Origin of the sequence: Prevotella sp. HMSC073D09 (assembly GCF_001814145.1) — a bacterium.
Taxonomy (GTDB): domain Bacteria; phylum Bacteroidota; class Bacteroidia; order Bacteroidales; family Bacteroidaceae; genus Prevotella; species Prevotella conceptionensis.
The window spans coordinates 21,475-43,042 of the sequence record NZ_KV815067.1 but is presented as its reverse complement, the minus strand read 5'-3'; the positions used below and the strand labels follow the sequence as shown (position 1 = coordinate 43,042).

The window sequence follows — 21,568 nt, the reverse complement described above, 5'->3', positions numbered from 1 at the left end:
ATTGTTCATTTGGCTTAACGAAAACGTTCTTTTTCGCTTCTCGTTCTCCGAGAATAACGGTATCTTGTCATATCAATGCCCAAGTAGGTTCGGCATTGCGCATTTGGTTTAACGAGAGTGTTCGTGTTTGGAGTGCCCCATGTTGTACTTTGTTCCCATTTTGCTGTCCGCAACATGGCATTGGCCGGCTACCATGCCAAGAAGGGCATGAAAGCCAGGCTCTGCTTTGGCCTCACGAGAGGGAGCGGCTGGTCGCGCGCACGTCCAAAAAGAAATATGTTGTTTTTCGTTCCTCTAAAAGTGCGTTTTCTCGCCATGACAATGTTCGAGCAAGCTCTACATTGTTTATTTGGCTTAACGAAAACGTTCTTTTGCGTTCCTCTAAAAGTGCGTTTTCTCGCCATGACAATGTTTGATCAAGCTCTACATTGTTCATTTGGCTTAACGAAAACGTTGTTTAAATAAGCTGCGATGTGGCAATAACAGGGCGACGAATTGTTTGGAACAGCTAAATCCTTCGTCCCCTTTGTACACGAGGTGGGCTGCATCCGACCGAAAGATAAGAAATGATTCGTTTTGTCGCCCATCCTCCCTTTACAGAAAAGCATTTCGTTTCTCTGCATCACGCCTTCATCTTTACCTACAAATAAGAAAAGACGTAGTGGGTTAGTATGCGTCTCTAATCTGTTCATTATCCTTCAAATTTCTTTCGGCTATCCTTCTATTTAGCTGATGCGACAAAGGTAAGTATTTCTGCCGAGAAGAGCAAGGATGTGAACTGTTTTTGCGTGTTAAGAAACTGTAACGTCCTAAAAACGAACAGTTTGACAGAAAAGTTGGAAAGAGCTGACAGGCCTGTCGGACTGGTCAGGCCAGTCGGACTAGTCAGACTAATCAGACCTGTCAGACTAGTCTGACCTGTCGGCTCTTTTTAGTCTTTCCATGATGTTTGCCGGTGGGCGTTGCGCCTGCAACTCGCGTTTCATAAACTCGAAATAAGGGGCGGCATGCTCAAAAAATTGGTAATAACCCTTGCAAAGGTAGTTAAGTCCGGGTTCGTTATAGCGGTCGCGAACAAAACGATTTTTGGGACATTCGCCATGACAGGCAAAGCGGAAACGGCACTCTTTACACTGCTGGGGCAAAAGGGCGTTCTTCAATTTGGCAAACTCTTTCTGCCGTGGCGAGGTCATCATCTCGTAGATGGTCTTGTCTTTCAGATTGCCGAGCTTATACTCTGGGTACACAAAATGGTCGCAAGCATACACGTCGCCGTTAAATTCCATCACGCCTGCATGGCCACATTCGGCCGCCATCGTACATAAACCAGGAGCCACACCCACCCAATTGGCCAGCGTGGCATCGAACAATTGCACGTAATATTGGCCAACATCGTTGCGCACCCACTCGTCGAAGATGGTGCAAAGAAAGTTGCCCCACTGTTCGGGCGTTACCGAAAAGGGGGCCAACTTGCCGCCTTCGCACATGCCAGGGGCGAGCCTTAGCCCATCGTCGCGCGTAACAATACGCTCCACAATGGGTGTAAACTGGATGTAACGGCACTTTATCTCCTTAAAGAAATGGTAAAAATCCAGGGGATAATCGGCATTGAAATCGTTCACAACGGCCAGTGCGTTCCACTCCACCCCATGCTTGTTAAGTAGCCTTATGCCCTGCATAACCTTATGAAACGAGGGTTTGCCCGATGCCGTCTTGCGATATTCGTCGTGAAACTCTTGCGGTCCGTCGATGGAAACGCCCACTAAGAAGTTGTTCTCCTTAAAAAATTTGCACCACTCGTCGTTAAGCAACGTGCCGTTGGTTTGTATGCAATTGTCCACCTGCCTACCGCGAGCGTAGGCACGTTGCAACTGCAATGCACGCTTATAAAAGGATATGGGGCGCATCAATGTTTCGCCGCCATGCCATGTAAAGAGCACTTCGGGCGTGGTTTGCGCCTCCATGTACTCGCGGACAAACTTCTCCAGCATTTGGTCGGAGATGATATGGGTGGGGCAATTGGCATATAGCTGTTGCTTTTCGAGATAATAACAATACTCGCAACGAAGGTTGCAAAGCGAACCTGCCGGCTTTAACATGATGTACATCGGGTGGCCGAACGGATTGATTGTTGCCATAGCTAACTTATGGAATTGATGTTTTAGCGTGTTCTGCAAACATCCCATCGTGGCACAATCGCCCTTGAAGGACATCGCAGGAACTTACCTTCAAAGGTAAACAAAATATTTCTGAAAAACACCAAAACAGCCATGCGATGCGCCAATACAACATGAAACATGTGCCAAGCAAAGGAAAGGGCAGGTTAGAAACGCCCGCAACAAAGGCATGCAGGTTGTGCGTAGCCAGTTGTTTTATGTGCCAACAGCCGCATGGAGATGCCGCTGCCGGGGGCGTTTACAAAGCTCCGCAACCCACTTATGCACCAGGCATAGGCCTATGCACCACCCATTGCTCTGCCCAACCTTTGCAGCCCACGCCTCGGCAGTTAACATTCTTTTAGATAAAAATAGGCCAACATCACGCAAGTTTTCATATAATTGCAGTTTAAAAGGCAAACATCAAACAAAAAACAGACGGATTATGAAGCAGTTACATTCATGGCTTGCTGGTGTGGGTGCCGTTGTCGCCGTATTCACATTCGTTGCTTGCCAAAACGACAAGGAAGAGGATATGCAATCGTATCCCACGGCTTTGGTAACAGTGAAGCCCAAGGCTTTGGACAACTCGTTCGTGTTGCAGCTCGACGATTCTACGCAACTAATACCCACCAAAATGAAGACTTCGCCCTACGGGTCGAAGGAAGTGCGGGCACTGGTGAACTATAACGTAGTGGCAGGTCCTGCGGCTAAAAAAGAAGATGGGCGCGTGGACGAAAGAACTTACGTGAACATTAACTGGCTGGACAGCATCCGCACCAAACCGGTGGCCAAGAACATGGGCGACAACAATGTGAAAACCTACGGCAACGACCCGCTGGAAATTGTGAACGACTGGGTGAGCATTGCCGAAGACGGATACCTTACGCTGAGATTTAGAACAAGATGGAGCAAAGGCGCTAAGCACATGCTGAACCTGGTGGCAACGCCTACGAAGGACAATCCTTATAAAGTGACGCTCTATCACAACGCATACAACGACCTTTTCGGGCGAATGGGCGACGGGCTTATTGCGTTCCGCTTGGCCGGACTGCCCGACACGGGGAAGAAATATGTGTGGCTAACGGTGGAATGGGAGTCGTTCTCGGGAAAGAAAATGGCGAAATTTAAGTACGCAACACGTAAGAACAACGGCACGCCCAGAGGAAAGATGGCCATTCTTACCGCCCCAGTACAGATTACAAGCGTAAACTAGGGACGTGCGGTTTTTCATCGGAGACAAAGAAAAGATAATCGTTAAGCGATTGCATGGCGGCGACAAATCCGCCATGCAAGACTTCTACACCCTTTATGCTGACTATCTTGCCAGCGTGTGCGCCAGGTATGTCGACAACGACGACGACCTAAAAGACGTGCTGCAAGACAGCATGGTGAAGATGCTCACCGGCATCGGCCAGTTCGACTATCGCGGACCTGGCTCGCTGCAAGCCTGGGCAACGCGCATCGTGGTTAACCAATCGCTGTCGTTCATCAAGCGAAAACGCACGGCGGCCATCGTGTCGCTCGACATAGACCTGCCCGACGAACCGGAAAAAGACGACCCACCCATAGACCATATACCGCCCGAAGTTATCCACCAAATGGTGAGAGAACTGCCAACGGGCTATCGAACGGTGTTCAACCTCTACGTTTTCGAAAACAAGAGCCACCAAGAAATAGCCCAACTACTAGGAATAAAGAGAGATAGTTCGGCCTCGCAATTGCATCGCGCAAAGAACATGCTGGCCAAAAAGATAGAACAATATAACAAAACCAACCTTGCACAATGAACGAACAATGGAGAACGAACATGCGAGAGAAACTTGACGGACACCGCCAAGCAGCTCCACTGTTGTCGTGGGACGAGGTGGAACGCCGCGCCGCCGCGGCAGAAAAGTCGGCCAAGGTTGCCGCTTGGGGGCGTCGCGCCATGACTGCCGCCGCAATGGTGATATTCTTATGCGGTGTGGCCGCTACGCTGTTGCTGCTCAACGATGGGCAAAACGCGCAACAAGTGGCCAACCTTGAACGCCATTATGCACCCCAACACAATACCACGAAACCCGCAGACAATGGCACAAACGCCGTTGCACACAACATCAACGCAGAAAAAGGAACACGCACTGCCAACACCGCCGGCAGCGACAACACGCAATACTACTACGCAAACGACAACAGGAACATCGTAAACCAAGAGACAAACCTATACGCTGCGGTGCCTGCAAACAACCAACAAAAGGCAAGCCAACCGCAAGCCAACATCGAAACCACGACCGACACCCAACAGTCAATAACAGACTACACCTCCAAAAACAGTACTGACAAGGCCCCACTGGGGCAACAAACCACGAGGACACAACCCAATAGAACCGAGAGCTTGCCTGCCAAACTTCCACGAAACACGGCAAAGCCCACTAGGGCAGGCGGTGCATGGATGGCCAAGGCATACGTTTCTGGCGGAGCTATGGGCGCAAACAACAGCCAGATGCAACGCCCCATGTTGGCTACGGCGCACACCTATGGCGCACCTTTCGATGAGGAGATACGCAACGGGGAGTATGTGCGGCTTGAGGACACATCGCCAGCTGTGGAAACAAAGGCCCACCATCGGCAACCGCTTAGGGTGGGTGCGGCCGTGCGCTATGCGCTGAACAACCGTTGGAGCATAGATGCAGGCCTAACCTATGCGCGCCACCGGTCGGACATAACGCGTAAGATGGGCAACGTTGTGAACGAAACGCAACAAACGCTGCATTATCTGGGCGTGCCGCTGAACGTGAACTATCGCATTGTGGGCAATCGCCGTTTCAACGTGTATGCGGCGGCTGGCGTTACGGGCGAGAAACTGCTGAAAGGCAAGCGCAAAACGGTTACGCAAAACGAGGACATGCCCGACGATGTTCAAACGGAATCCGTTAAGGAGAACCGCGCCCAGTTCTCGGTAAATGCTGCCATCGGCGCCGAATACAAGATAGACGACCGGCTAAGCGTTTTTGCAGAGCCCGGCATAAGCCACTATTTCGACAACGGCAGCGAACTCTCCTCTATATATAAGGAGCGTCCCACAAACTTTAACCTCAATGTGGGCTTGCGTTTCTGCGTAAACAAGTAACCAAGCATAAGACCCTTGCGGGCTGAACACAGACAAAGGGGCTTACCAAAAGGCTGTTTGCCTACTGAACACGTTGGCCGGATATGCCGTTTGGAAACCCGAAAGAACTGACAAAATAAGGATAAGATAATGTTGTTAATGGAAAAGAAGGCAGTAGGCCATTAGCCACAACCCAACAGGGCCGTGTATGGCAGACCTGTACTTCGGTGGTTTTTTGCAGATACTTTTACTCATTTGAAAGAAAATAGGTATGCTGATTGTTAGGATAACACGCTGCTTGTTAGGAGTAAGGCCGTATTCCACTAGGTTGGGATGCGGCCTTCCGCATTTCGTTTCGGAGCTTCGTAACTGGCCCTCCCATTAAGATACTGAGGCCGTATTCCTAGTAAACGAACACGACAAGTAAGTCTATGTTGGTTGATGTACGTATTGATTAAAGGCCATCGGCATTGCTGCCGATGGCCTTTAATTATATATTCGCCTTGAAAGGCGGAGATGGGGCGGTGATATACGCGCCCTTACTCTTGCGTTGCCGTTTCTTTATCAGAATAGTCGATAACGTTCTTGCGGTTGGCCTGCATGCGGTCGTACTCTTCTTTTGAGCCGACGATGATGCGTTCCCACTGACGAAGACCCGTTCCGGCAGGTACGAGGTGTCCGCAGATAACGTTTTCTTTCATTCCTTCGAGGCGGTCTACCTTTCCACGGATGGCGGCTTCGTTCAGCACTTTGGTGGTTTCCTGGAACGATGCGGCACTCATGAAACTCTTCGTTTGCAGAGCTGCACGGGTGATACCTTGCAATATCTGCGTTGAAGTGGCAGGCACGGCATCGCGAACTTGCACGGGACGGAGGTCGCGACGCTTGAGCGAAGAGTTCTCGTCGCGCAGACGGCGAGCCGTAACGATTTGACCGGCGCGCATGGTTTCGCTGTCGCCAGCATCGGTTACCACCTTCTTGCCCCAGATGCGGTCGTTCTCTTCCGAGAAGTCGAGCTTGTCTACCAATTCTTGTTCTAGGAAAGTGGTGTCGCCTGGGTCGTTGATTTGCACCTTGCGCATCATCTGGCGCACGATAATCTCGAAGTGCTTGTCGTTGATTTTCACACCTTGCAGGCGGTAAACGTCTTGCACCTCGTTAACGATATACTCTTGTACAGCCGTGGGACCCTTGATGGCAAGGATGTCGTTGGGCGTAATAACACCGTCGGAAAGCGGCGTACCAGCACGAACGGCATCGTGTTCTTGCACTAGGATTTGCTTAGAAAGGCTGACGAGATACTTCTTTTGGTCGCCCGTCTTGGAAGTAACGATGATTTCGCGATTACCACGCTTAACCTTACCCATGGTAACCTCGCCATCAATTTCGGAAACAACGGCAGGGTTTGAGGGGTTGCGTGCCTCGAATAGCTCGGTTACACGTGGCAAACCACCCGTAATGTCGCCTGCACCACCCACGGCACGAGGAATCTTAACGAGGGTTGTACCCGTTTTAACCTTTGCCCCATCTTCAACTACCACGTGGCCACCCACGGGGAAGTTGTACGTACCCAACACGTCGCCATTGGCTGCCACGATGTCGCAAGTAGGCACCTTCGAACGGTCTTTGGCGTCGGTGATAATCTTTTCGGTAAGTCCTGTGGTCTCATCAGTTTCTGCACGGAAAGTAACGCCTTCCACCACATCGTGGAACTTCAACGTACCAGCATATTCGGAAACGATAACGGCATTGAAGGGGTCCCATCTGGCAATGAGCGTACCTTTCTTAACCACGTCGCCGTGCTTGTTGTAGAGCGATGCACCGTAAGGAACGTTAAGCGTAGAGAGGACGATGGAGGTGTTGGGGTCGACGAAACGGATTTCGGCCAAACGGCTAACCACCATCTCACAGTTGCGTTCGCCGTCTTCGCCATCTTCTACGAAAGGCACGGTGCGCAACTCGTCGAACTCGATACGCGAGTCGTTCTTTGCCACGATAGAGGCGTTGGCGGCTGCGTTACCAGCCACACCACCCGCGTGGAACGTACGAAGGGTTAGCTGCGTACCCGGCTCGCCAATGGCTTGGGCAGCGATAACGCCCACAGCCTCGCCCATTTGTACCATTCGGCTTGTGGCCAAGTTGCGGCCGTAGCACTTCATGCAGACGCCATGCTTGCTTTCGCAAGTTAGCACCGAGCGTATTTCAACACTCTCGATGGGCGAATCGTTGATGATGCGCGCAATGGGTTCGGTAATTTCTTCACCAGCCGAGATGATCAGTTCGCCCGTTGTGGGATGGATGATGTCGTGTACAGAAACGCGACCGAGGATGCGCTCGTAAAGCGTAGATATAATCTCATCGCCGTTTTTAAGGGCGGTGCAAACAAGTCCGCGCAACGTTCCGCAGTCTTCCTCGTTGATAATCACATCGTGCGACACGTCAACCAAACGGCGTGTGAGGTATCCGGCGTCGGCCGTTTTCATAGCCGTGTCGGCAAGACCCTTACGGGCACCGTGCGAAGAAATGAAGTATTCCAACACCGACATACCCTCTTTGAAGTTAGAGAGGATGGGGTTTTCGATAATCTGTTGTCCTTCGGCACCAGCCTTTTGCGGCTTGGCCATCAGACCACGCATACCCGAGAGCTGCTTAATCTGGTCTTTCGAACCACGGGCACCCGAGTCAAGCATCATGAACACGGCGTTAAAGCCTTGGTCGGCCTCGGTCATCTCTTTCATCAGCACATTACCCAAGTCGTTGTTTACGTGTGTCCACGTGTCGATTACCTGGTTATAGCGTTCGGTGTCGGTAATGAAACCCATGTTGTAGTTCTCGGTAATTTGGCGTACTTCCTCGTGACCGCGCTCAACAATCTCTTCTTTCTCTTTAGGAATGATGATGTCGTCGAGGTTGAACGACAGTCCGGCAACGTATGCCATGCGGTAACCCAAGTTCTTGATACCATCGAGAAATTCGCAAGCGCGAGCCATACCCACACTCTTAATAACGTCGGCGATGATGCCACGCAGGGTTTTCTTCGAGATAATTTCGTTGAAATAGCCCACCTCGTCGGGGATGATGCCGTTTACGATAACGCGTCCCACAGAGGTTTCAACCATGCGGGGTTGCAGTTTACCGTCAACGAGGTCGGTTACAACTACCTTAACGGGCGCGTGCAAGTCGCAGCGGCCTTCGTTATGGGCGATGATAGCCTCTTCGGGTCCGTAGAAAGTAAGTCCAGAACCCTTTGCACCTGGGCGTATCTTGGTGATGTAGTATAGTCCAAGCACCATGTCTTGCGAAGGCACGGTGATAGGCGCACCGTTGGCAGGGTTAAGGATGTTGTGGCTTTGCAGCATCAGCACTTGTGCCTCGAGAATGGCCTCGTTGCTCAATGGCAGGTGAACGGCCATCTGGTCGCCGTCGAAGTCGGCGTTGAACGCTGTACAAGCCAAGGGGTGTAGCTGAATGGCCTTACCCTCGATAAGCTTGGGTTGGAAGGCCTGAATACCCAAACGGTGGAGCGTAGGCGCACGGTTGAGCAGCACGGGGTGGCCTTTCATTACGTTTTCTAGGATGTCCCAGATAACGGGTTCGCGGCGGTCTACAATCTTCTTGGCACTCTTTACCGTCTTAACGATGCCGCGCTCGATGAGCTTGCGGATGATGAACGGCTTGTAAAGTTCGGCAGCCATAAGCTTGGGCAGACCGCATTCGCCCATCTTCAATTCGGGACCAACGACGATAACCGAACGTGCGGAGTAGTCTACACGCTTACCCAAGAGGTTTTGGCGGAAACGTCCAGCCTTACCTTTGAGCGAATCGGAAAGCGATTTGAGGGGTCTGTTGCTTTCGCTTTTCACGGCCGAACTCTTACGCGAGTTGTCGAAAAGGCTGTCTACGGCCTCTTGCAACATACGCTTTTCGTTGCGGAGGATCACCTCGGGAGCCTTAATCTCAACCAAACGTTTCAGGCGGTTGTTACGAATGATAACGCGGCGATAGAGGTCGTTGAGGTCGGAGGTGGCGAAACGGCCACCATCCAGCGGCACGAGCGGGCGCAATTCAGGCGGGATAACGGGGATAATTTTGAGAATCATCCACTCTGGGCGGTTGATTTCGGTGCTAGAACGGAAAGCTTCTACCACCTGCAAGCGTTTCAGAGCCTCGGTTTTACGTTGTTGGCTGGAGTCGTTATTGGCGCGGTCGCGCAGTTCGTAAGACAATGCGTCGAGGTCTAGGCCTGCCAAGAGGTCGTACACGGCCTCGGCACCCATCTTAGCAATGAACTTGTTGGGGTCGGAATCGTCGAGGAACTCGTTGTTGGGGTCTACCTGCGTTTCGAGAATGTTGAGGTACTCGTCTTCTGAAAGCAAGTCCATTTGGTGCGAGCCGTTAAGGTCTTCGCCTTCGCTATCCTTGCGGCCTTCTAGCACACCAGGCTTGATAACGATGTACTTTTCGTAGTACACCACGGTATCGAGTTTCTTTGTGGGCAAGCCCAAGAGGTAGCCAATTTTGTTGGGAAGTGAACGGAAGTACCAGATGTGAGCCACGGGTACCACGAGTTCGATATGTCCCGAACGTTCGCGGCGCACCTTTTTCTCGGTTACTTCAACGCCGCAACGGTCGCAGACGATGCCCTTATAGCGTATGCGCTTGTACTTTCCGCAGGCACATTCGTAATCCTTAGTAGGACCGAAAATGCGTTCGCAGAAAAGACCATCGCGCTCGGGCTTGTATGTACGGTAGTTAATGGTTTCGGGTTTGGTAACCTCACCATACGAATTTTCCAAGATTTCTTCGGGCGAAGCCAATCCGATGGTAATCTTCGTGAAATTGTTCTTTACCTTTGTATCTTTCTTAAAAGCCATTTTACTTTTTCAATTAAGGGTGTGAATTAATCCATCTTGATGCTCAATCCCAGACCGCGAAGCTCGTGCAGCAGCACGTTGAGCGACTCGGGGATGCCTGGTGTGGGCATCGGCTCGCCTTTGACGATTGCCTCGTAAGCCTTGGAACGGCCAACAACGTCGTCGGACTTGATGGTGAGGATTTCTTGAAGGATGTGACTTGCACCGAAGGCCTCGATGGCCCAAACCTCCATTTCTCCAAAACGCTGTCCACCAAACTGCGCTTTACCACCAAGCGGTTGCTGCGTGATGAGCGAGTATGGACCGATGGAGCGGGCGTGCATCTTGTCTTCAACCATGTGGCCAAGTTTCAAGAAGTAGGTTACGCCCACGGTAGCAGGCTGGTCGAACTTCTCGCCCGTTTCGCCATCGTAGAGGTAAGTAGAGCAGAGACGGGGCAGTTCGGCCTTGTCGGTCCACTCGGATAGGTCTTCAAGTTGGGCACCATCAAAGATGGGTGTTGCGAACTTCACGCCCAATTTCTTACCGGCAGCACCGAGGATGGCCTCGAAAATCTGTCCCAAGTTCATACGCGAAGGCACACCCAAGGGGTTCAGCACGAGGTCGACGGGGCGTCCGTCTTCGAGGAACGGCATGTCTTCCATACGCACCACCTTCGAAACGATACCCTTGTTACCATGTCGTCCGGCCAATTTGTCGCCCACACCAATCTTGCGTTTCTTAGCAACATACACCTTGGCCATTTGGAGAATGCCCGAAGGCAGTTCGTCGCCGATGGTAATGGCGAACTTGCGACGTTTAAGCTCGGCATCCAGCAGTTTGTATTTGCGGATGTAGTTCATGATGAGCTTTTGTATCAAGTCGTTCACGTGGGCGTCGTCGGTCCAGTCGCTAGACTGAATGCCATCGTATTCCAAGTTCTTGAGCGCAGCCGCCGTGAACTTGCTACCCTTATTGATAATTTCTGCACCCGTGTAGTCTTTAACGCCTTGCGACACCTTGTCTTCGGTGAGCTCGAGGAGTTTGTCTACCAGGATGTCTTTGAGGTCTTCGTTCTTAGCCTCGTATTCTTCGTCTATCTTGGCAAGTATAACCTTGTCTTGTTTCTTCGAGTCGCGGGTCTTAATGGCACGCGAGAACAATTTCTTGTCGATAACAACGCCACTGAGCGAGGGGTTGGCTTTGAGCGACGAGTCTTTAACGTCGCCGGCCTTGTCGCCGAAGATGGCACGAAGGAGTTTTTCTTCGGGCGAGGGGTCGCTCTCTCCCTTTGGCGAAATCTTACCGATGAGGATGTCGCCTGGTTCGATACGCGCACCAATGCGCACCACGCCGTTGTCGTCAAGGTCTTTGGTGGCCTCTTCGCTCACGTTGGGGATGTCGCTGGTAAACTCTTCCACACCACGTTTGGTTTCGCGGACGTCGAGCGAATACTCGTCTACGTGAACAGAAGTGAGCACGTCGTCGCGCACCAAGCGTTCAGAAAGCACGATGGCATCTTCGTAGTTGTAACCCTTCCACGGCATGTAGGCCACAAGAAGGTTACGACCCAAGGCCAATTCGCCATTCTCGGTGGCATAGCCTTCGGTAAGGATGTCGCCTGCCTTAACACGTTGTCCCTTCACGCAGATGGGGCGAAGGTCGATGGTCATGTTTTGGTTTGTACGGCGGAACTTGGGTACGCGGTATTCTTTCAGTGCAGGTTCGAAACTTACATACTCTTCATCCTCTGTACGATCGTATAGAATACGGATGGTGGTGGCATCTACATAGTCGATAACGCCATCGCCTTCGGCCGTAATCATGGTACGCGAGTCTTCGCAAACTTGTTTCTCCAAGCCCGTACCTACAATGGGGGCATCGTTGTGGAGCAAGGGCACAGCTTGGCGCATCATGTTACATCCCATCAGTGCGCGGTGACCGTCGTCGTGCTCCAAGAAGGGAATAAGACCTGCCGATACCGATGCAATCTGCTGAGGCGACACGTCCATGAGGTCTACCTCGGCGGGCTCCACCACGGGGAAGTCGGCATCTTGGCGACACTTTACCACATCGCGGATAAAGGTTCCGTCTTCGTTCAGCGGCGCGTTGCCCTGTCCGATGATGTGGTCTTCTTCCTCTTCGGCCGTAAGATACACCAAGTGCTTGTTGTTTAGGTCTACCACACCATTAGAAACCTTGCGATATGGCGTTTCGATAAAGCCCAGTTCATTGATGTTGGCATACACACAGAGCGAGGAGATAAGTCCGATGTTAGGACCTTCGGGGCTCTCGATGGGGCAAAGGCGTCCATAGTGCGTGTAGTGAACGTCGCGCACCTCGAAACCTGCACGCTCGCGAGAAAGACCACCCGGGCCGAGTGCCGAAAGGCGGCGCTTGTGCGTAACCTCGGCTAGGGGGTTGGTTTGGTCCATGAATTGCGAGAGGGGGTTGGTGCCGAAGAACGAGTTGATGACGCTAGAAATGGTTTTGGCGTTAATCAAGTCGGTGGGTGTGAACACCTCGTTGTCGCGTACGTTCATGCGTTCGCGAATGGTACGGCTCATACGAGCCAATCCGATAGAGAATTGGTTGGCCAGCTGTTCGCCCACGGTACGTACACGACGGTTGCTCAAGTGGTCGATGTCGTCAACGGTAGCGTTCGAGTTAACCAGCTGAATGAGATACTTGATAATCTCGATAATATCGTCTTTGGTTAGCACGCGCGTATCCATATCCGTGTCCAAGCCCAGCTTTTTATTGATGCGGTAGCGTCCTACTTCGCCCAAGTCGTATCGCTTGTCCGAGAAGAAAAGGTTTTGGAACACCTCCCTTGCACTGGCATCGTCGGCAGGATCGGCGTTACGGAGCTGACGATAGATGTACAGCACGGCCTCTTTTTCAGAGTTGCTGGGGTCTTTGGCCAACGTGTTGAAGATGATGGAGAACTTGTTGGCGGCATCTGCATCCTTGTGGAGCAGCACAGTAGACACGCCGCTGTCGAGAATTTCGCCAACGTTTTCTTCCGTTATCTCCGTTTCGCGCTCCATAATCACCTCGTTGCGCTCGATAGATACAACTTCGCCCGTATCTTCGTCAACAAAGTCTTCGTTCCAACTTTTCAGCACACGAGCAGCAAGACGTTTGCCAAGAGCCTCCTTCATGTTCTTCTTATTAACCTTAACCTCTTCGGCCAGGTCGAAGATTTGCAGGATGTCGCGGTCGTTTTCGTAGCCGATGGCACGCAGCAGCGTGGTTACGGGCAACTTTTTCTTACGGTCGATGTAGGCATACATCACGTTGTTGATGTCGGTAGCGAACTCAATCCACGAACCTTTGAAGGGGATGATACGCGCCGAATAGAGCATCGTTCCGTTGGCATGCACGCCCTGTCCGAAGAAAACGCCGGGCGAGCGGTGCAGCTGCGACACCACAACGCGCTCGGCACCGTTGATAACAAAGGTACCGTTAGAGGTCATATAGGGAATTGTACCCAAGAAAACGTCTTGGATAAAGGTTCCGAAATCTTCGTGGTCGGGGTCGGTGCAGTATAGCTTCATCTTAGCCTTCAAAGGCACGCTATACGTAAGCCCGCGTTCCAGACACTCGTCGATGGTGTAACGCGGCGGGTCGATATAGTAGTCAAGGAACTCAAGAACGAAATTGTTCCGTGTGTCGGTTATGGGGAAGTTTTCTGCGAAAACCTTATACAAACCGTCGTTCTTGCGTTCCTCGGGGGGCGTGTCTAACTGTAAGAAGTCTTTGAAAGACTTTAACTGCACATCGAGGAAATCCGGATAGGGCATCGGATTGTGAACGCTGGCGAAATTTACTCTGTTATCAACAATTTTTGAAGCCATTCAATATTATGTTATATAATGGATATAGGCGTATTCTATATGTTATCCGTATCGGTGCGAGGGGGCTTTGCTTGTTCTTTTCTCTCCGCGAAGAGGGTGCATAGCCTGCCTATGAGATATTGTGTGGGAAAAGGGAATGTGTCCTTAAATGTGATAAGACACAAAAAGGTTAGGACTCGCCTACTGGGCAAATCCTAACCGTATTTCGGAGTTGGGGGTTGTCTTACTTCAGCTCAACCTTAGCACCGGCCTCTTCGATAGCCTTCTTCAGGTTCTCAGCTTCGTCCTTAGACATGCCTTCCTTCAAAGTAGAGGGAACACCGTCTACAAGGTCCTTAGCTTCCTTCAAGCCTAGGCCGCAAGCTTCCTTAACAGCCTTAACTACTTGAAGTTTTGCTGCACCAGCCTCAACGAGAACCACGTCGAACGACGACTTCTCTTCAGCACCACCAGCAGCAGCACCAGCACCGGGAGCGGCAGCAACAGCAACAGCTGCAGCAGCGGGTTCAATGCCATATTCCTCTTTGAGGACATTTGCCAACTCGTTTACTTCTTTTACTGTCAAATTTACTAATTCTTCAGCGATAGCTTTGATATCTGCCATTTTATTCTAAATTTTTAATTGTTTTTAATATAAGTGTTGTTGATTGACTTTTAATTGAACTCCCTCACGAACACCTTCTTGTCTATGCCACGAGAGGAAGACTCAACGAATTATTCAGCACGCTCGCCCAAAGTTTTGAGCACACCATGAATGGTGCCTGCGCTTGATTGAAGAGCGGAAATGACGTTCTTCGCGGGCGATTGCAGCAAGGCCACAATGTCGGCGATAACCTCGTTCTTGCTCTTAAGAGCTACCAGCTCGTCCAGTTTGTCGGCTCCCACATAGAAGCTTTCTTCTGCGTATGCAGCCTTGAGAGCAGGAATTCCTTCCTTCTTATAGTCTTTCAGCAATTTTGCAGGTTCGTTCGCAACCGTGGTGAACATGATTGCGGTGGTACCTTTCAATGTGCCGTAAAGGGGTTCGAAATCAATGTCGGATGCCTCGAAAGCTTTGTGTAGAAGCGTATTCTTCACAACAGAAAGCTTAATTTCCTTCTTGAAACAAGTTGCGCGCAACTTGTTCGTCGCTTCGGCGTTAAGCCCGGCGAGGTCTACAAGATAGAAATGAGGATACTCCTTCAGCTTCTTACCGAGTTCTACGATGATAGTATCTTTTACTTCTTTCTTCATTTTACAAAACTTTTAGAGTTATTCAACTGATTTCGGATCAATCTTGATACCCTTACTCATTGTGCTTGAAATAAAGATACTCTTGATATACGTACCTTTAGCAGCGGCAGGTTTGAGCTTGATTACAGTAGCCACGAATTCCTTCGCGTTTTGGTAAATCTGCTCAGGAGTGAAAGAAACCTTTCCGATTGAGGTATGGATAATGCCAGCCTTGTCTACTTTGAAATCTATTTTACCCGACTTGATGTCTTTCACTGCCTTGGCCACGTCCATCGTTACCGTACCGCTCTTGGGGTTAGGCATCAGTCCGCGAGGGCCGAGAATACGGCCTACGCTACCTACCTTACCCATTACCGAAGGCATGGTGATGATAACGTCGATGTCGGTCCAACCACCCTTAATCTTTTCGATGTACTCGTCAAGACCAACATAGTCGGCACCCGCTTCTTTGGCAGCAGCTTCTGCATCGGGCGTACAAAGAACAAGAACGCGCACGGTCTTACCAGTTCCGTTGGGCAGCGTACAAACGCCGCGAACCATCTGGTTGGCCTTGCGGGGGTCTACGCCCAAACGCACGTCGATGTCGAGAGAAGCGTCAAACTGAGTCGTGGTGATTTCCTTCACCAACTCAGCAGCCTCTTTCAGTGTATAGGCTTTCCCTGCTTCAATCTTATCAGCTACTGATTTTTGCTTTTTTGTCAGTTTACTCATTTTCTTAATTGAAGTTTTAATTATTTACCAGGGAACTCCCCATTTACAGTGATACCCATACTTCTAGCCGTACCTGCGATAAGTTTCATGGCAGACTCAACCGTAAAACAGTTCAAGTCTTTCATCTTATCTTCAGCTATCACTTTGATCTGCTCCCAGGTGACAGAAGCTACCTTCTGTCGGTTTGGCTGAGCAGAGCCGCTCTTAACCTTGGCAACCTCTTTTAGTTGTACAGCTGCGGGAGGCGTCTTGAGCTCAAAGCTGAATGACTTGTCAGTATAGTAGGTGATGACAACCGGAATTACCTTACCGGCCTTGTCCTGAGTCCTTGCATTGAACTCCTTGCAGAACCCCATGATGTTGATTCCCTTCGAACCCAATGCAGGGCCTACGGGAGGAGAGGGGTTGGCAGCGCCACCTTTAATCTGTAACTTGATTAATCCAGCAACTTCTTTAGCCATTTGTTGTTAATATTAAAAATTGATTTTTGTTGAAAGCATCACGCCCGTAACTGCGCATCAGCCTTCCTTTTCTACTTGCATAAAACCTAACTCCAAAGGCGTTTTGCGCCCAAAGATCTTGACCATCACCTTCAGCTTGTGTTTCTCGGTGTTCACCTCTTCGATAACACCCATGAAACCGCTGAACGGCCCATCCGTAACCTTCACCGTTTCGTCAACAGAATAGGGGATGTCGATGTCGTTCTCCAATTCCGTGTTCTCCGCGGCGCCGAGCATCCTGTTGATGTCTGCCTGCGGCACGGGAGAGGGATTGTCCAATCCGCCAAGAAAACCTAAGACATTAGGCATGAACCTCAGTGTGTGCGCAACGTCCCCTTTAAGGTCCGCCTCGACGAACACGTAGCCGGGAAGACTAATCTTCTCTTTCTCCACGCGTTTGCCATTACGCAAAGACGCCTGTTTTTCCATCGGTATCAATACCTGAAAAACATGCGACTGAAGCATCGTGTTGTGTTTCAATTCGGCCTCGATGTATTCCTTCACCTTTGCCTCTTTTCCACTAACAGCACGAAGCACATACCAATTTTTCTGTGTTTCTGCCATCGTTCCTTAACAAATTAATGCGGATATATCCCACTCATGATGAACTTAAACGCGCTGTCCATGGCGAACACCACCAATGCAATGACTAGGGAAGCAGATAATACAACCATTGCACTGTGGGTAAGTTCGGCACGCGTAGGCCAAGTAGTATTATGCGCCAGCTCGTTGTAACAAGCCTTGCAGTAGTTTACTATCTTCTTAAACATATTATCTTCTTATTAGCACGGGAAGGAGGACTCGAACCCACGACCCTCGGTTTTGGAGACCGATGCTCTACCAACTGAGCTATTCCCGTAAGTAAGGGCTCCGCAACCGCTTGCTGCGGAAACCCTTGGTATGTTTAATACTTAGCCGAAGCCAACCGTATTATTCAATGATTTCGGTAATCTGACCGGCACCTACCGTACGGCCACCTTCGCGGATGGCGAAACGAAGACCTACGTTCAGGGCAACGGCGTAGATAAGATCTACGGTGATTTCCACGTTGTCGCCAGGCATTACCATCTCTACACCTTCGGGAAGAGTGATTTCACCCGTACAGTCCATCGTACGAAGATAGAACTGAGGACGATACTTGTTGCCGAATGGCGTGTGACGGCCACCTTCTTCCTTCTTCAGAACGTATACAGAAGCCTTGAACTTCTTGTGAGGCTTAATCTGGCCGGGGTGGCAAAGCACCATACCGCGCTTGATTTCGTTCTTGTCGATACCACGGAGCAACAAACCTACGTTGTCGCCAGCTTCACCCTCTTCGAGCAGTTTGCGGAACATTTCCACACCGGTAACTACGCACTTCTTGTCTTCGCCAAGGCCGAGCAACTCAACTTCGTCGCCAACCTTTACCTTACCCGTCTCGATACGGCCAGTAGCAACCGTACCACGGCCAGTGATAGAGAACACGTCCTCAACAGGCATCAAGAAAGGTTTATCCACTTCACGAGGAGGCAGGGGAATCCAAGTGTCAACAGCATCCATCAGTTGCATAACCGAATCAACCCACTTGTCTACGCCGTTCAATGCACCAAGGGCAGAACCGCGGATGATGGGCGTATTGTCGCCGTCGTACTCGTATTGGTCGAGCAGCTCGCGCATTTCCATTTCAACAAGCTCAAGCATTTCCTCGTCTTCAACCATGTCGCACTTGTTCAGGAACACAACCAACTTAGGAACGTTTACCTGACGGGCGAGAAGCACGTGTTCGCGAGTTTGGGGCATAGGACCATCGGTAGCGGCAACTACGATGATGGCACCGTCCATCTGAGCAGCACCTGTTACCATGTTCTTCACATAGTCGGCGTGACCCGGACAGTCTACGTGAGCATAGTGACGTTTAGCCGTTTCGTATTCAATGTGAGCGGTGTTGATGGTGATACCACGCTCTTTTTCTTCGGGAGCGTTGTCAATCTGGTCGAAAGACTTAACGTCTTCAGAACCGAAGCCCTTCTCATGGAGAACCTTAGAAATGGCAGCGGTCAAGGTGGTCTTACCGTGGTCTACGTGACCAATAGTACCAATGTTAACATGCGGCTTGGTGCGCACAAATGTTTCTTTAGCCATAGCTTTGCTTTTTATTTATTAATTGATTTATCAAATGGTTTTCCAATGCAAAAAAGAACCGTGATAGAGCTGTAACTGAGAGTTGAACTCAGGACCTCTTCCTTACCAAGGAAGTGCTCTACCACTGAGCTATTACAGCATTGGTTAGAGCGGAAAACGGGGCTCAAACCCGCGACCCCCAGCTTGGAAGGCTAGTGCTCTATCAACTGAGCTATTTCCGCATGATGGCATTCTCGCCTCACTCTATCACACAAACAACGGTTGCATTGTTCATCGCGAGAACGCTAAACTTCTACTGAAAGTGGGTGGTGATGGATTCGAACCACCGAAGTCGAAAGACAGCAGATTTACAGTCTGCCCCATTTGGCCACTCTGGTAACCACCCTTATTTTTCGTTCGCACACCTTATATATATATAGGTAGGTGCGCATGCCCTAAAAACCTTTTGTTGCATTAGCCTGTTAAGCCTCCTGCCTGCCCTGCCCCAAGAGGGCAAAACCTTGCAGCCGTCTTTCAAAGCATGTAGCACGTGTTCTAAGACGGCTGCAAAGGTAGATATTATTTTTTATTCACCAAAATATTTCCGCGTTTTTTTTAGCGTTCGCGCTGTTTTTCCTTAATTTTCGTTAGTTGAACCTTTAAAGAGTCTACGCATTGGTCAACACTTTCCTCAAACGTGTCGCAAGTTTTTTCGGCAAAAGCGGTGTTCCCGGGGAACGTCACCGTTATGCTGGCTTGCTTGTTCATGGCCGTGGCGGGTTTCACCACCTTCAGCGACACGTCGGCTTTCTGCACCTGCTCGTAAGTCTTTTCCAGCTTAGACACTTTCTTCTCGATAAACGCATGCAACTGTTCAGTCGCGTCGAAATGAATCGCTTGAATTTTGATCTCCATAATATATCTCCTATCATTTAAAAAGGTTAGGCCCGTGGATGGGCTTTGTCGTATATCTTTCTTAGTTGTTCGAATGTGGTGTGCGTATATATCTCGGTTGTCGAAAGGCTTTCGTGCCCAAGCAGTTTCTTTACGCTCTCCAATCCTGCATCATTGTTCAGCATGGCCGTGGCAAAGCTGTGCCGCAGCACGTGCGGCGAACGCTTTTTCATCGACGTTACCTTGGCCAGGCTGGCGCGAACGCTGTTCTGCACCGCACCGCGCTTAACGCGTTCGCCCCGTTGGTCAACGAAAAACGCCTTGTCGCAACGCGCCACTTCGGCATCTCGCCGCGCAATGTAGGCTTTCAGCGCCGCCTCCAACTCGTCGGCAAAAGGTATCAGCCGCTGCTTGCTGCCCTTACCCAGCACTTTGATGACGCGTGCGCCGAAGTCGATGCTGTCGTCATCGAGACCCACCAGTTCGGCCAAGCGCATGCCCGTAGAGTAGAACGTCAGCACGATGGTATAGGCCAGCAAGTCGCGATAGCCATCGCCCACGGGCACATCGTCCAGCAATCGGTCCATCTCGCCCTCGCGCAAAAACTGCGGCAGCGGCCTGCTACGCTTAGGCCCAACCACCCCCCGAGCGGGATTTTTCTGCACATAGCCACGCGTCAGGCCAAAACGATAAAAAGAACGCAATGCACTCAACCGCCTTTGGATTGTAGTGGCACTGCATCCTTTATCCATCATGCTCTCCATCCAGTCGCGGATAAGGTCGGCATCCACCGCCTCCCAAGAGAGCTGAGTATCCTTGTTTTTGAAAAACGCCTCGAAAGCGCGCAGGTCGTCGCCATAGCTGGCTATGGTCAACTCCGAGCGGTTAAGCTCATACTGCAGGTAGTTCAAAAATTGTTCTGTCGTCATACTCATTGCAGACCGATAAAGGTATCTGGCAACGAATTTACGCATTAAACTTTAAACCACCAAATTTTTCACCGACAAATTATTCTTCCATCGTGCGAAGCTTCTGCACGTAAACGGCATGCTCCATCTTGAGACGCTTCAGCACAGAGGGTTTGTCGTATTGTTGACGAGCGCGGAGTTCTTTAACTACGCCAGTCTTTTCGAATTTTCTCTTGAACTTCTTAAGCGCTCTTTCGATGTTTTCACCATCTTTTACGGGTACAATAATCATGTCTTGTTTTCTATTTTTAATGTTTAACTTATTCTTCGTTTGGGTGCAATGTCTACAAATTGCGATGCAAAATTACACCATATTTTCCTAACGACCAAGTTTTTATGCCATTTTTTGCGCTCACGCATCCCGAAATCCATGTTTGATAGGCTTTTATGCTGTATGCCAACAACTTTAAGTGCAGCACTTAAAGATATGGAGGAACATGCCGAAGGGGGTTAAGGCGTTATGGAATTATAGCCAAACAGGATTGGATTTGGAAAGCCATAACAGCATCGTAAGCAAACAAAAGTCCTCCTTTTCCTCTGCGTAAGGGTTTATTGATGTCATGCAACGCACGTCTTGCATTCTTCTAACAACTATTTTCCAAATGCAATTCTGTTCGGCCATAAGCCACGCATTTCGTAGTGGCCACAACTTTCGGCCTTGCCACTTCAACCCCAAACGTTCGTTAACGCCTGTGCATATTTTGGGTTTTGCCGAGCAAATGACGGTCTTATTCTTGAAGGCGCAGCGGACTACATAGAGAGAACAAGGCAGACAAGATGCCCACAAACAAACGAAAGATAAACAGGAGACGATGGAAACAACGCCAAACATCTGATAAGCGGTATAATGATCCGATTGGTGCTTAATGCCCCTGCATAGCAACCACCCCACTCGTCTACATAATATAAGGAGTTGCCCCGCGTACGCTTTCGCACCGCGTGTGCCTTATCCTACCCCAACCCTTCCCCTCCACTTACTCGCCCACGCGCGAACTAAGCAGGCAGAAGAAAGCCAAGAAATGCTTAGGACCGGCAAACCAAACCGAATAGACACGTGTTATCTGTAACAGCAAAGTGCATCGCGCTTACCATAATATATATGGTCGGCCACCACACTAATGCCCGTTTCAAACAAACCGCCACACGCTTGGCATCTCCTGGGGTGAGCCCTTGTCAACCAACAACGCATATCACTCCCCTCT

General features: G+C 50.3%; 17 protein-coding genes and 4 tRNA genes. 3 read left to right on the top strand and 18 right to left on the bottom strand.

Annotated features, from left to right (window positions below):
* Nucleotides 1–232: 232 nt before the first annotated feature.
* On the bottom strand, nt 233–436 hold the full coding sequence (locus tag HMPREF2955_RS15685; RefSeq protein ID WP_139145477.1) for a hypothetical protein: 204 nt from the start codon (nt 434–436) through the stop codon (nt 233–235).
* 472 nt (nt 437–908) lie between these two features.
* Entirely contained in the window at nt 909–2,138 is a 1,230-nt protein-coding gene (locus tag HMPREF2955_RS04585; protein ID WP_070721418.1) for an anaerobic sulfatase-maturation protein, read from the bottom strand.
* A gap of 463 nt (nt 2,139–2,601) precedes the next feature.
* On the opposite strand from HMPREF2955_RS04585, the gene HMPREF2955_RS04575 reads away from it, so the two are divergent.
* The 3 genes from HMPREF2955_RS04575 to HMPREF2955_RS04565 are packed head-to-tail and all read left to right on the top strand — an operon-like array spanning nt 2,602 to nt 5,268.
* The gene (locus tag HMPREF2955_RS04575; protein WP_070721404.1) at nt 2,602–3,372 is read left to right on the top strand and encodes a NigD1/NigD2 family lipoprotein; all 771 of its coding nucleotides are present in this window, start codon (nt 2,602–2,604) and stop codon (nt 3,370–3,372) included.
* A gap of 4 nt (nt 3,373–3,376) precedes the next feature.
* Nucleotides 3,377–3,946 (top strand): RNA polymerase sigma factor, encoded by a 570-nt coding sequence (locus HMPREF2955_RS04570; protein WP_070721400.1) that lies wholly within the window; start codon nt 3,377–3,379, stop codon nt 3,944–3,946.
* Entirely contained in the window at nt 3,943–5,268 is a 1,326-nt protein-coding gene (locus HMPREF2955_RS04565) for a porin family protein (RefSeq protein ID WP_070721398.1), read from the top strand. The genes HMPREF2955_RS04570 and HMPREF2955_RS04565 overlap by 4 nt, the downstream gene beginning before the upstream one ends.
* Before the next feature lie 518 nt (nt 5,269–5,786).
* Here the strand turns inward: HMPREF2955_RS04565 and rpoC are convergent.
* From rpoC to rpsU, 16 genes are all read right to left on the bottom strand, one after another.
* Nucleotides 5,787–10,121 (bottom strand): DNA-directed RNA polymerase subunit beta', encoded by a 4,335-nt coding sequence (gene rpoC, locus HMPREF2955_RS04560; protein WP_070721396.1) that lies wholly within the window; start codon nt 10,119–10,121, stop codon nt 5,787–5,789.
* Between the two features lie 26 nt (nt 10,122–10,147).
* Nucleotides 10,148–13,960 (bottom strand): DNA-directed RNA polymerase subunit beta, encoded by a 3,813-nt coding sequence (gene rpoB, locus HMPREF2955_RS04555; RefSeq protein WP_070721395.1) that lies wholly within the window; start codon nt 13,958–13,960, stop codon nt 10,148–10,150.
* A 223-nt stretch (nt 13,961–14,183) separates the two neighbouring features.
* On the bottom strand, nt 14,184–14,564 hold the full coding sequence (gene rplL / locus HMPREF2955_RS04550; protein WP_009231220.1) for a 50S ribosomal protein L7/L12: 381 nt from the start codon (nt 14,562–14,564) through the stop codon (nt 14,184–14,186).
* 110 nt (nt 14,565–14,674) lie between these two features.
* The gene (gene rplJ, locus HMPREF2955_RS04545) at nt 14,675–15,193 is read right to left on the bottom strand and encodes a 50S ribosomal protein L10 (RefSeq protein ID WP_019188753.1); all 519 of its coding nucleotides are present in this window, start codon (nt 15,191–15,193) and stop codon (nt 14,675–14,677) included.
* Nucleotides 15,194–15,211: 18 nt separating this feature from the next.
* A complete protein-coding gene (gene rplA, locus HMPREF2955_RS04540; protein ID WP_009231222.1) occupies nt 15,212–15,904 on the bottom strand; it encodes a 50S ribosomal protein L1 in 693 nt (230 codons plus the stop codon).
* 20 nt (nt 15,905–15,924) lie between these two features.
* A complete protein-coding gene (rplK, locus tag HMPREF2955_RS04535) occupies nt 15,925–16,365 on the bottom strand; it encodes a 50S ribosomal protein L11 (RefSeq protein WP_009231223.1) in 441 nt (146 codons plus the stop codon).
* 57 nt (nt 16,366–16,422) lie between these two features.
* On the bottom strand, nt 16,423–16,968 hold the full coding sequence (gene nusG, locus HMPREF2955_RS04530; RefSeq protein WP_009231224.1) for a transcription termination/antitermination protein NusG: 546 nt from the start codon (nt 16,966–16,968) through the stop codon (nt 16,423–16,425).
* Between the two features lie 14 nt (nt 16,969–16,982).
* Nucleotides 16,983–17,174, bottom strand: a complete 192-nt coding sequence (gene secE / locus HMPREF2955_RS14990; RefSeq protein WP_009231225.1) for a preprotein translocase subunit SecE — start codon at nt 17,172–17,174, stop codon at nt 16,983–16,985.
* Between the two features lie 16 nt (nt 17,175–17,190).
* Nucleotides 17,191–17,263 (bottom strand) — tRNA-Trp (locus HMPREF2955_RS04525).
* 71 nt (nt 17,264–17,334) lie between these two features.
* Entirely contained in the window at nt 17,335–18,525 is a 1,191-nt protein-coding gene (tuf, locus tag HMPREF2955_RS04520) for an elongation factor Tu (RefSeq protein ID WP_009231226.1), read from the bottom strand.
* 67 nt (nt 18,526–18,592) lie between these two features.
* Nucleotides 18,593–18,664: transfer RNA gene (locus HMPREF2955_RS04515), tRNA-Thr, on the bottom strand.
* Between the two features lie 9 nt (nt 18,665–18,673).
* A tRNA-Gly gene (locus HMPREF2955_RS04510) sits at nt 18,674–18,746 on the bottom strand.
* Nucleotides 18,747–18,827: 81 nt separating this feature from the next.
* Nucleotides 18,828–18,910: transfer RNA gene (locus HMPREF2955_RS04505), tRNA-Tyr, on the bottom strand.
* A gap of 209 nt (nt 18,911–19,119) precedes the next feature.
* Nucleotides 19,120–19,419, bottom strand: coding sequence for a ribosome hibernation-promoting factor, HPF/YfiA family (hpf, locus tag HMPREF2955_RS04500; RefSeq protein ID WP_019188752.1), 300 nt, complete (start codon nt 19,417–19,419; stop codon nt 19,120–19,122).
* 26 nt (nt 19,420–19,445) lie between these two features.
* Nucleotides 19,446–20,327, bottom strand: coding sequence for a tyrosine recombinase XerC (gene xerC / locus HMPREF2955_RS04495; RefSeq protein ID WP_070721393.1), 882 nt, complete (start codon nt 20,325–20,327; stop codon nt 19,446–19,448).
* A 79-nt stretch (nt 20,328–20,406) separates the two neighbouring features.
* Nucleotides 20,407–20,598 (bottom strand): 30S ribosomal protein S21, encoded by a 192-nt coding sequence (gene rpsU, locus HMPREF2955_RS04490; RefSeq protein ID WP_009231228.1) that lies wholly within the window; start codon nt 20,596–20,598, stop codon nt 20,407–20,409.
* Nucleotides 20,599–21,568 lie beyond the last annotated feature (970 nt).

What these genes read in the sequence shown, in the direction of transcription:
- HMPREF2955_RS15685 (WP_139145477.1), bottom strand. Translation starts at nt 436, where the DNA reads ATGAACAATGTAGAGCTTGATCAAACATTGTCATGGCGAGAAAACGCA.
- HMPREF2955_RS04585 (WP_070721418.1), bottom strand. Translation starts at nt 2,138, where the DNA reads ATGGCAACAATCAATCCGTTCGGCCACCCGATGTACATCATGTTAAAG.
- HMPREF2955_RS04575 (WP_070721404.1), top strand. Translation starts at nt 2,602, where the DNA reads ATGAAGCAGTTACATTCATGGCTTGCTGGTGTGGGTGCCGTTGTCGCC.
- HMPREF2955_RS04565 (WP_070721398.1), top strand. Translation starts at nt 3,943, where the DNA reads ATGAACGAACAATGGAGAACGAACATGCGAGAGAAACTTGACGGACAC.
- rpoC (WP_070721396.1), bottom strand. Translation starts at nt 10,121, where the DNA reads ATGGCTTTTAAGAAAGATACAAAGGTAAAGAACAATTTCACGAAGATT.
- rpoB (WP_070721395.1), bottom strand. Translation starts at nt 13,960, where the DNA reads ATGGCTTCAAAAATTGTTGATAACAGAGTAAATTTCGCCAGCGTTCAC.
- rplL (WP_009231220.1), bottom strand. Translation starts at nt 14,564, where the DNA reads ATGGCAGATATCAAAGCTATCGCTGAAGAATTAGTAAATTTGACAGTA.
- rplJ (WP_019188753.1), bottom strand. Translation starts at nt 15,193, where the DNA reads ATGAAGAAAGAAGTAAAAGATACTATCATCGTAGAACTCGGTAAGAAG.
- rplA (WP_009231222.1), bottom strand. Translation starts at nt 15,904, where the DNA reads ATGAGTAAACTGACAAAAAAGCAAAAATCAGTAGCTGATAAGATTGAA.
- rplK (WP_009231223.1), bottom strand. Translation starts at nt 16,365, where the DNA reads ATGGCTAAAGAAGTTGCTGGATTAATCAAGTTACAGATTAAAGGTGGC.
- nusG (WP_009231224.1), bottom strand. Translation starts at nt 16,968, where the DNA reads ATGGCAGAAACACAGAAAAATTGGTATGTGCTTCGTGCTGTTAGTGGA.
- secE (WP_009231225.1), bottom strand. Translation starts at nt 17,174, where the DNA reads ATGTTTAAGAAGATAGTAAACTACTGCAAGGCTTGTTACAACGAGCTG.
- tuf (WP_009231226.1), bottom strand. Translation starts at nt 18,525, where the DNA reads ATGGCTAAAGAAACATTTGTGCGCACCAAGCCGCATGTTAACATTGGT.
- hpf (WP_019188752.1), bottom strand. Translation starts at nt 19,419, where the DNA reads ATGGAGATCAAAATTCAAGCGATTCATTTCGACGCGACTGAACAGTTG.
- xerC (WP_070721393.1), bottom strand. Translation starts at nt 20,327, where the DNA reads ATGACGACAGAACAATTTTTGAACTACCTGCAGTATGAGCTTAACCGC.
- rpsU (WP_009231228.1), bottom strand. Translation starts at nt 20,598, where the DNA reads ATGATTATTGTACCCGTAAAAGATGGTGAAAACATCGAAAGAGCGCTT.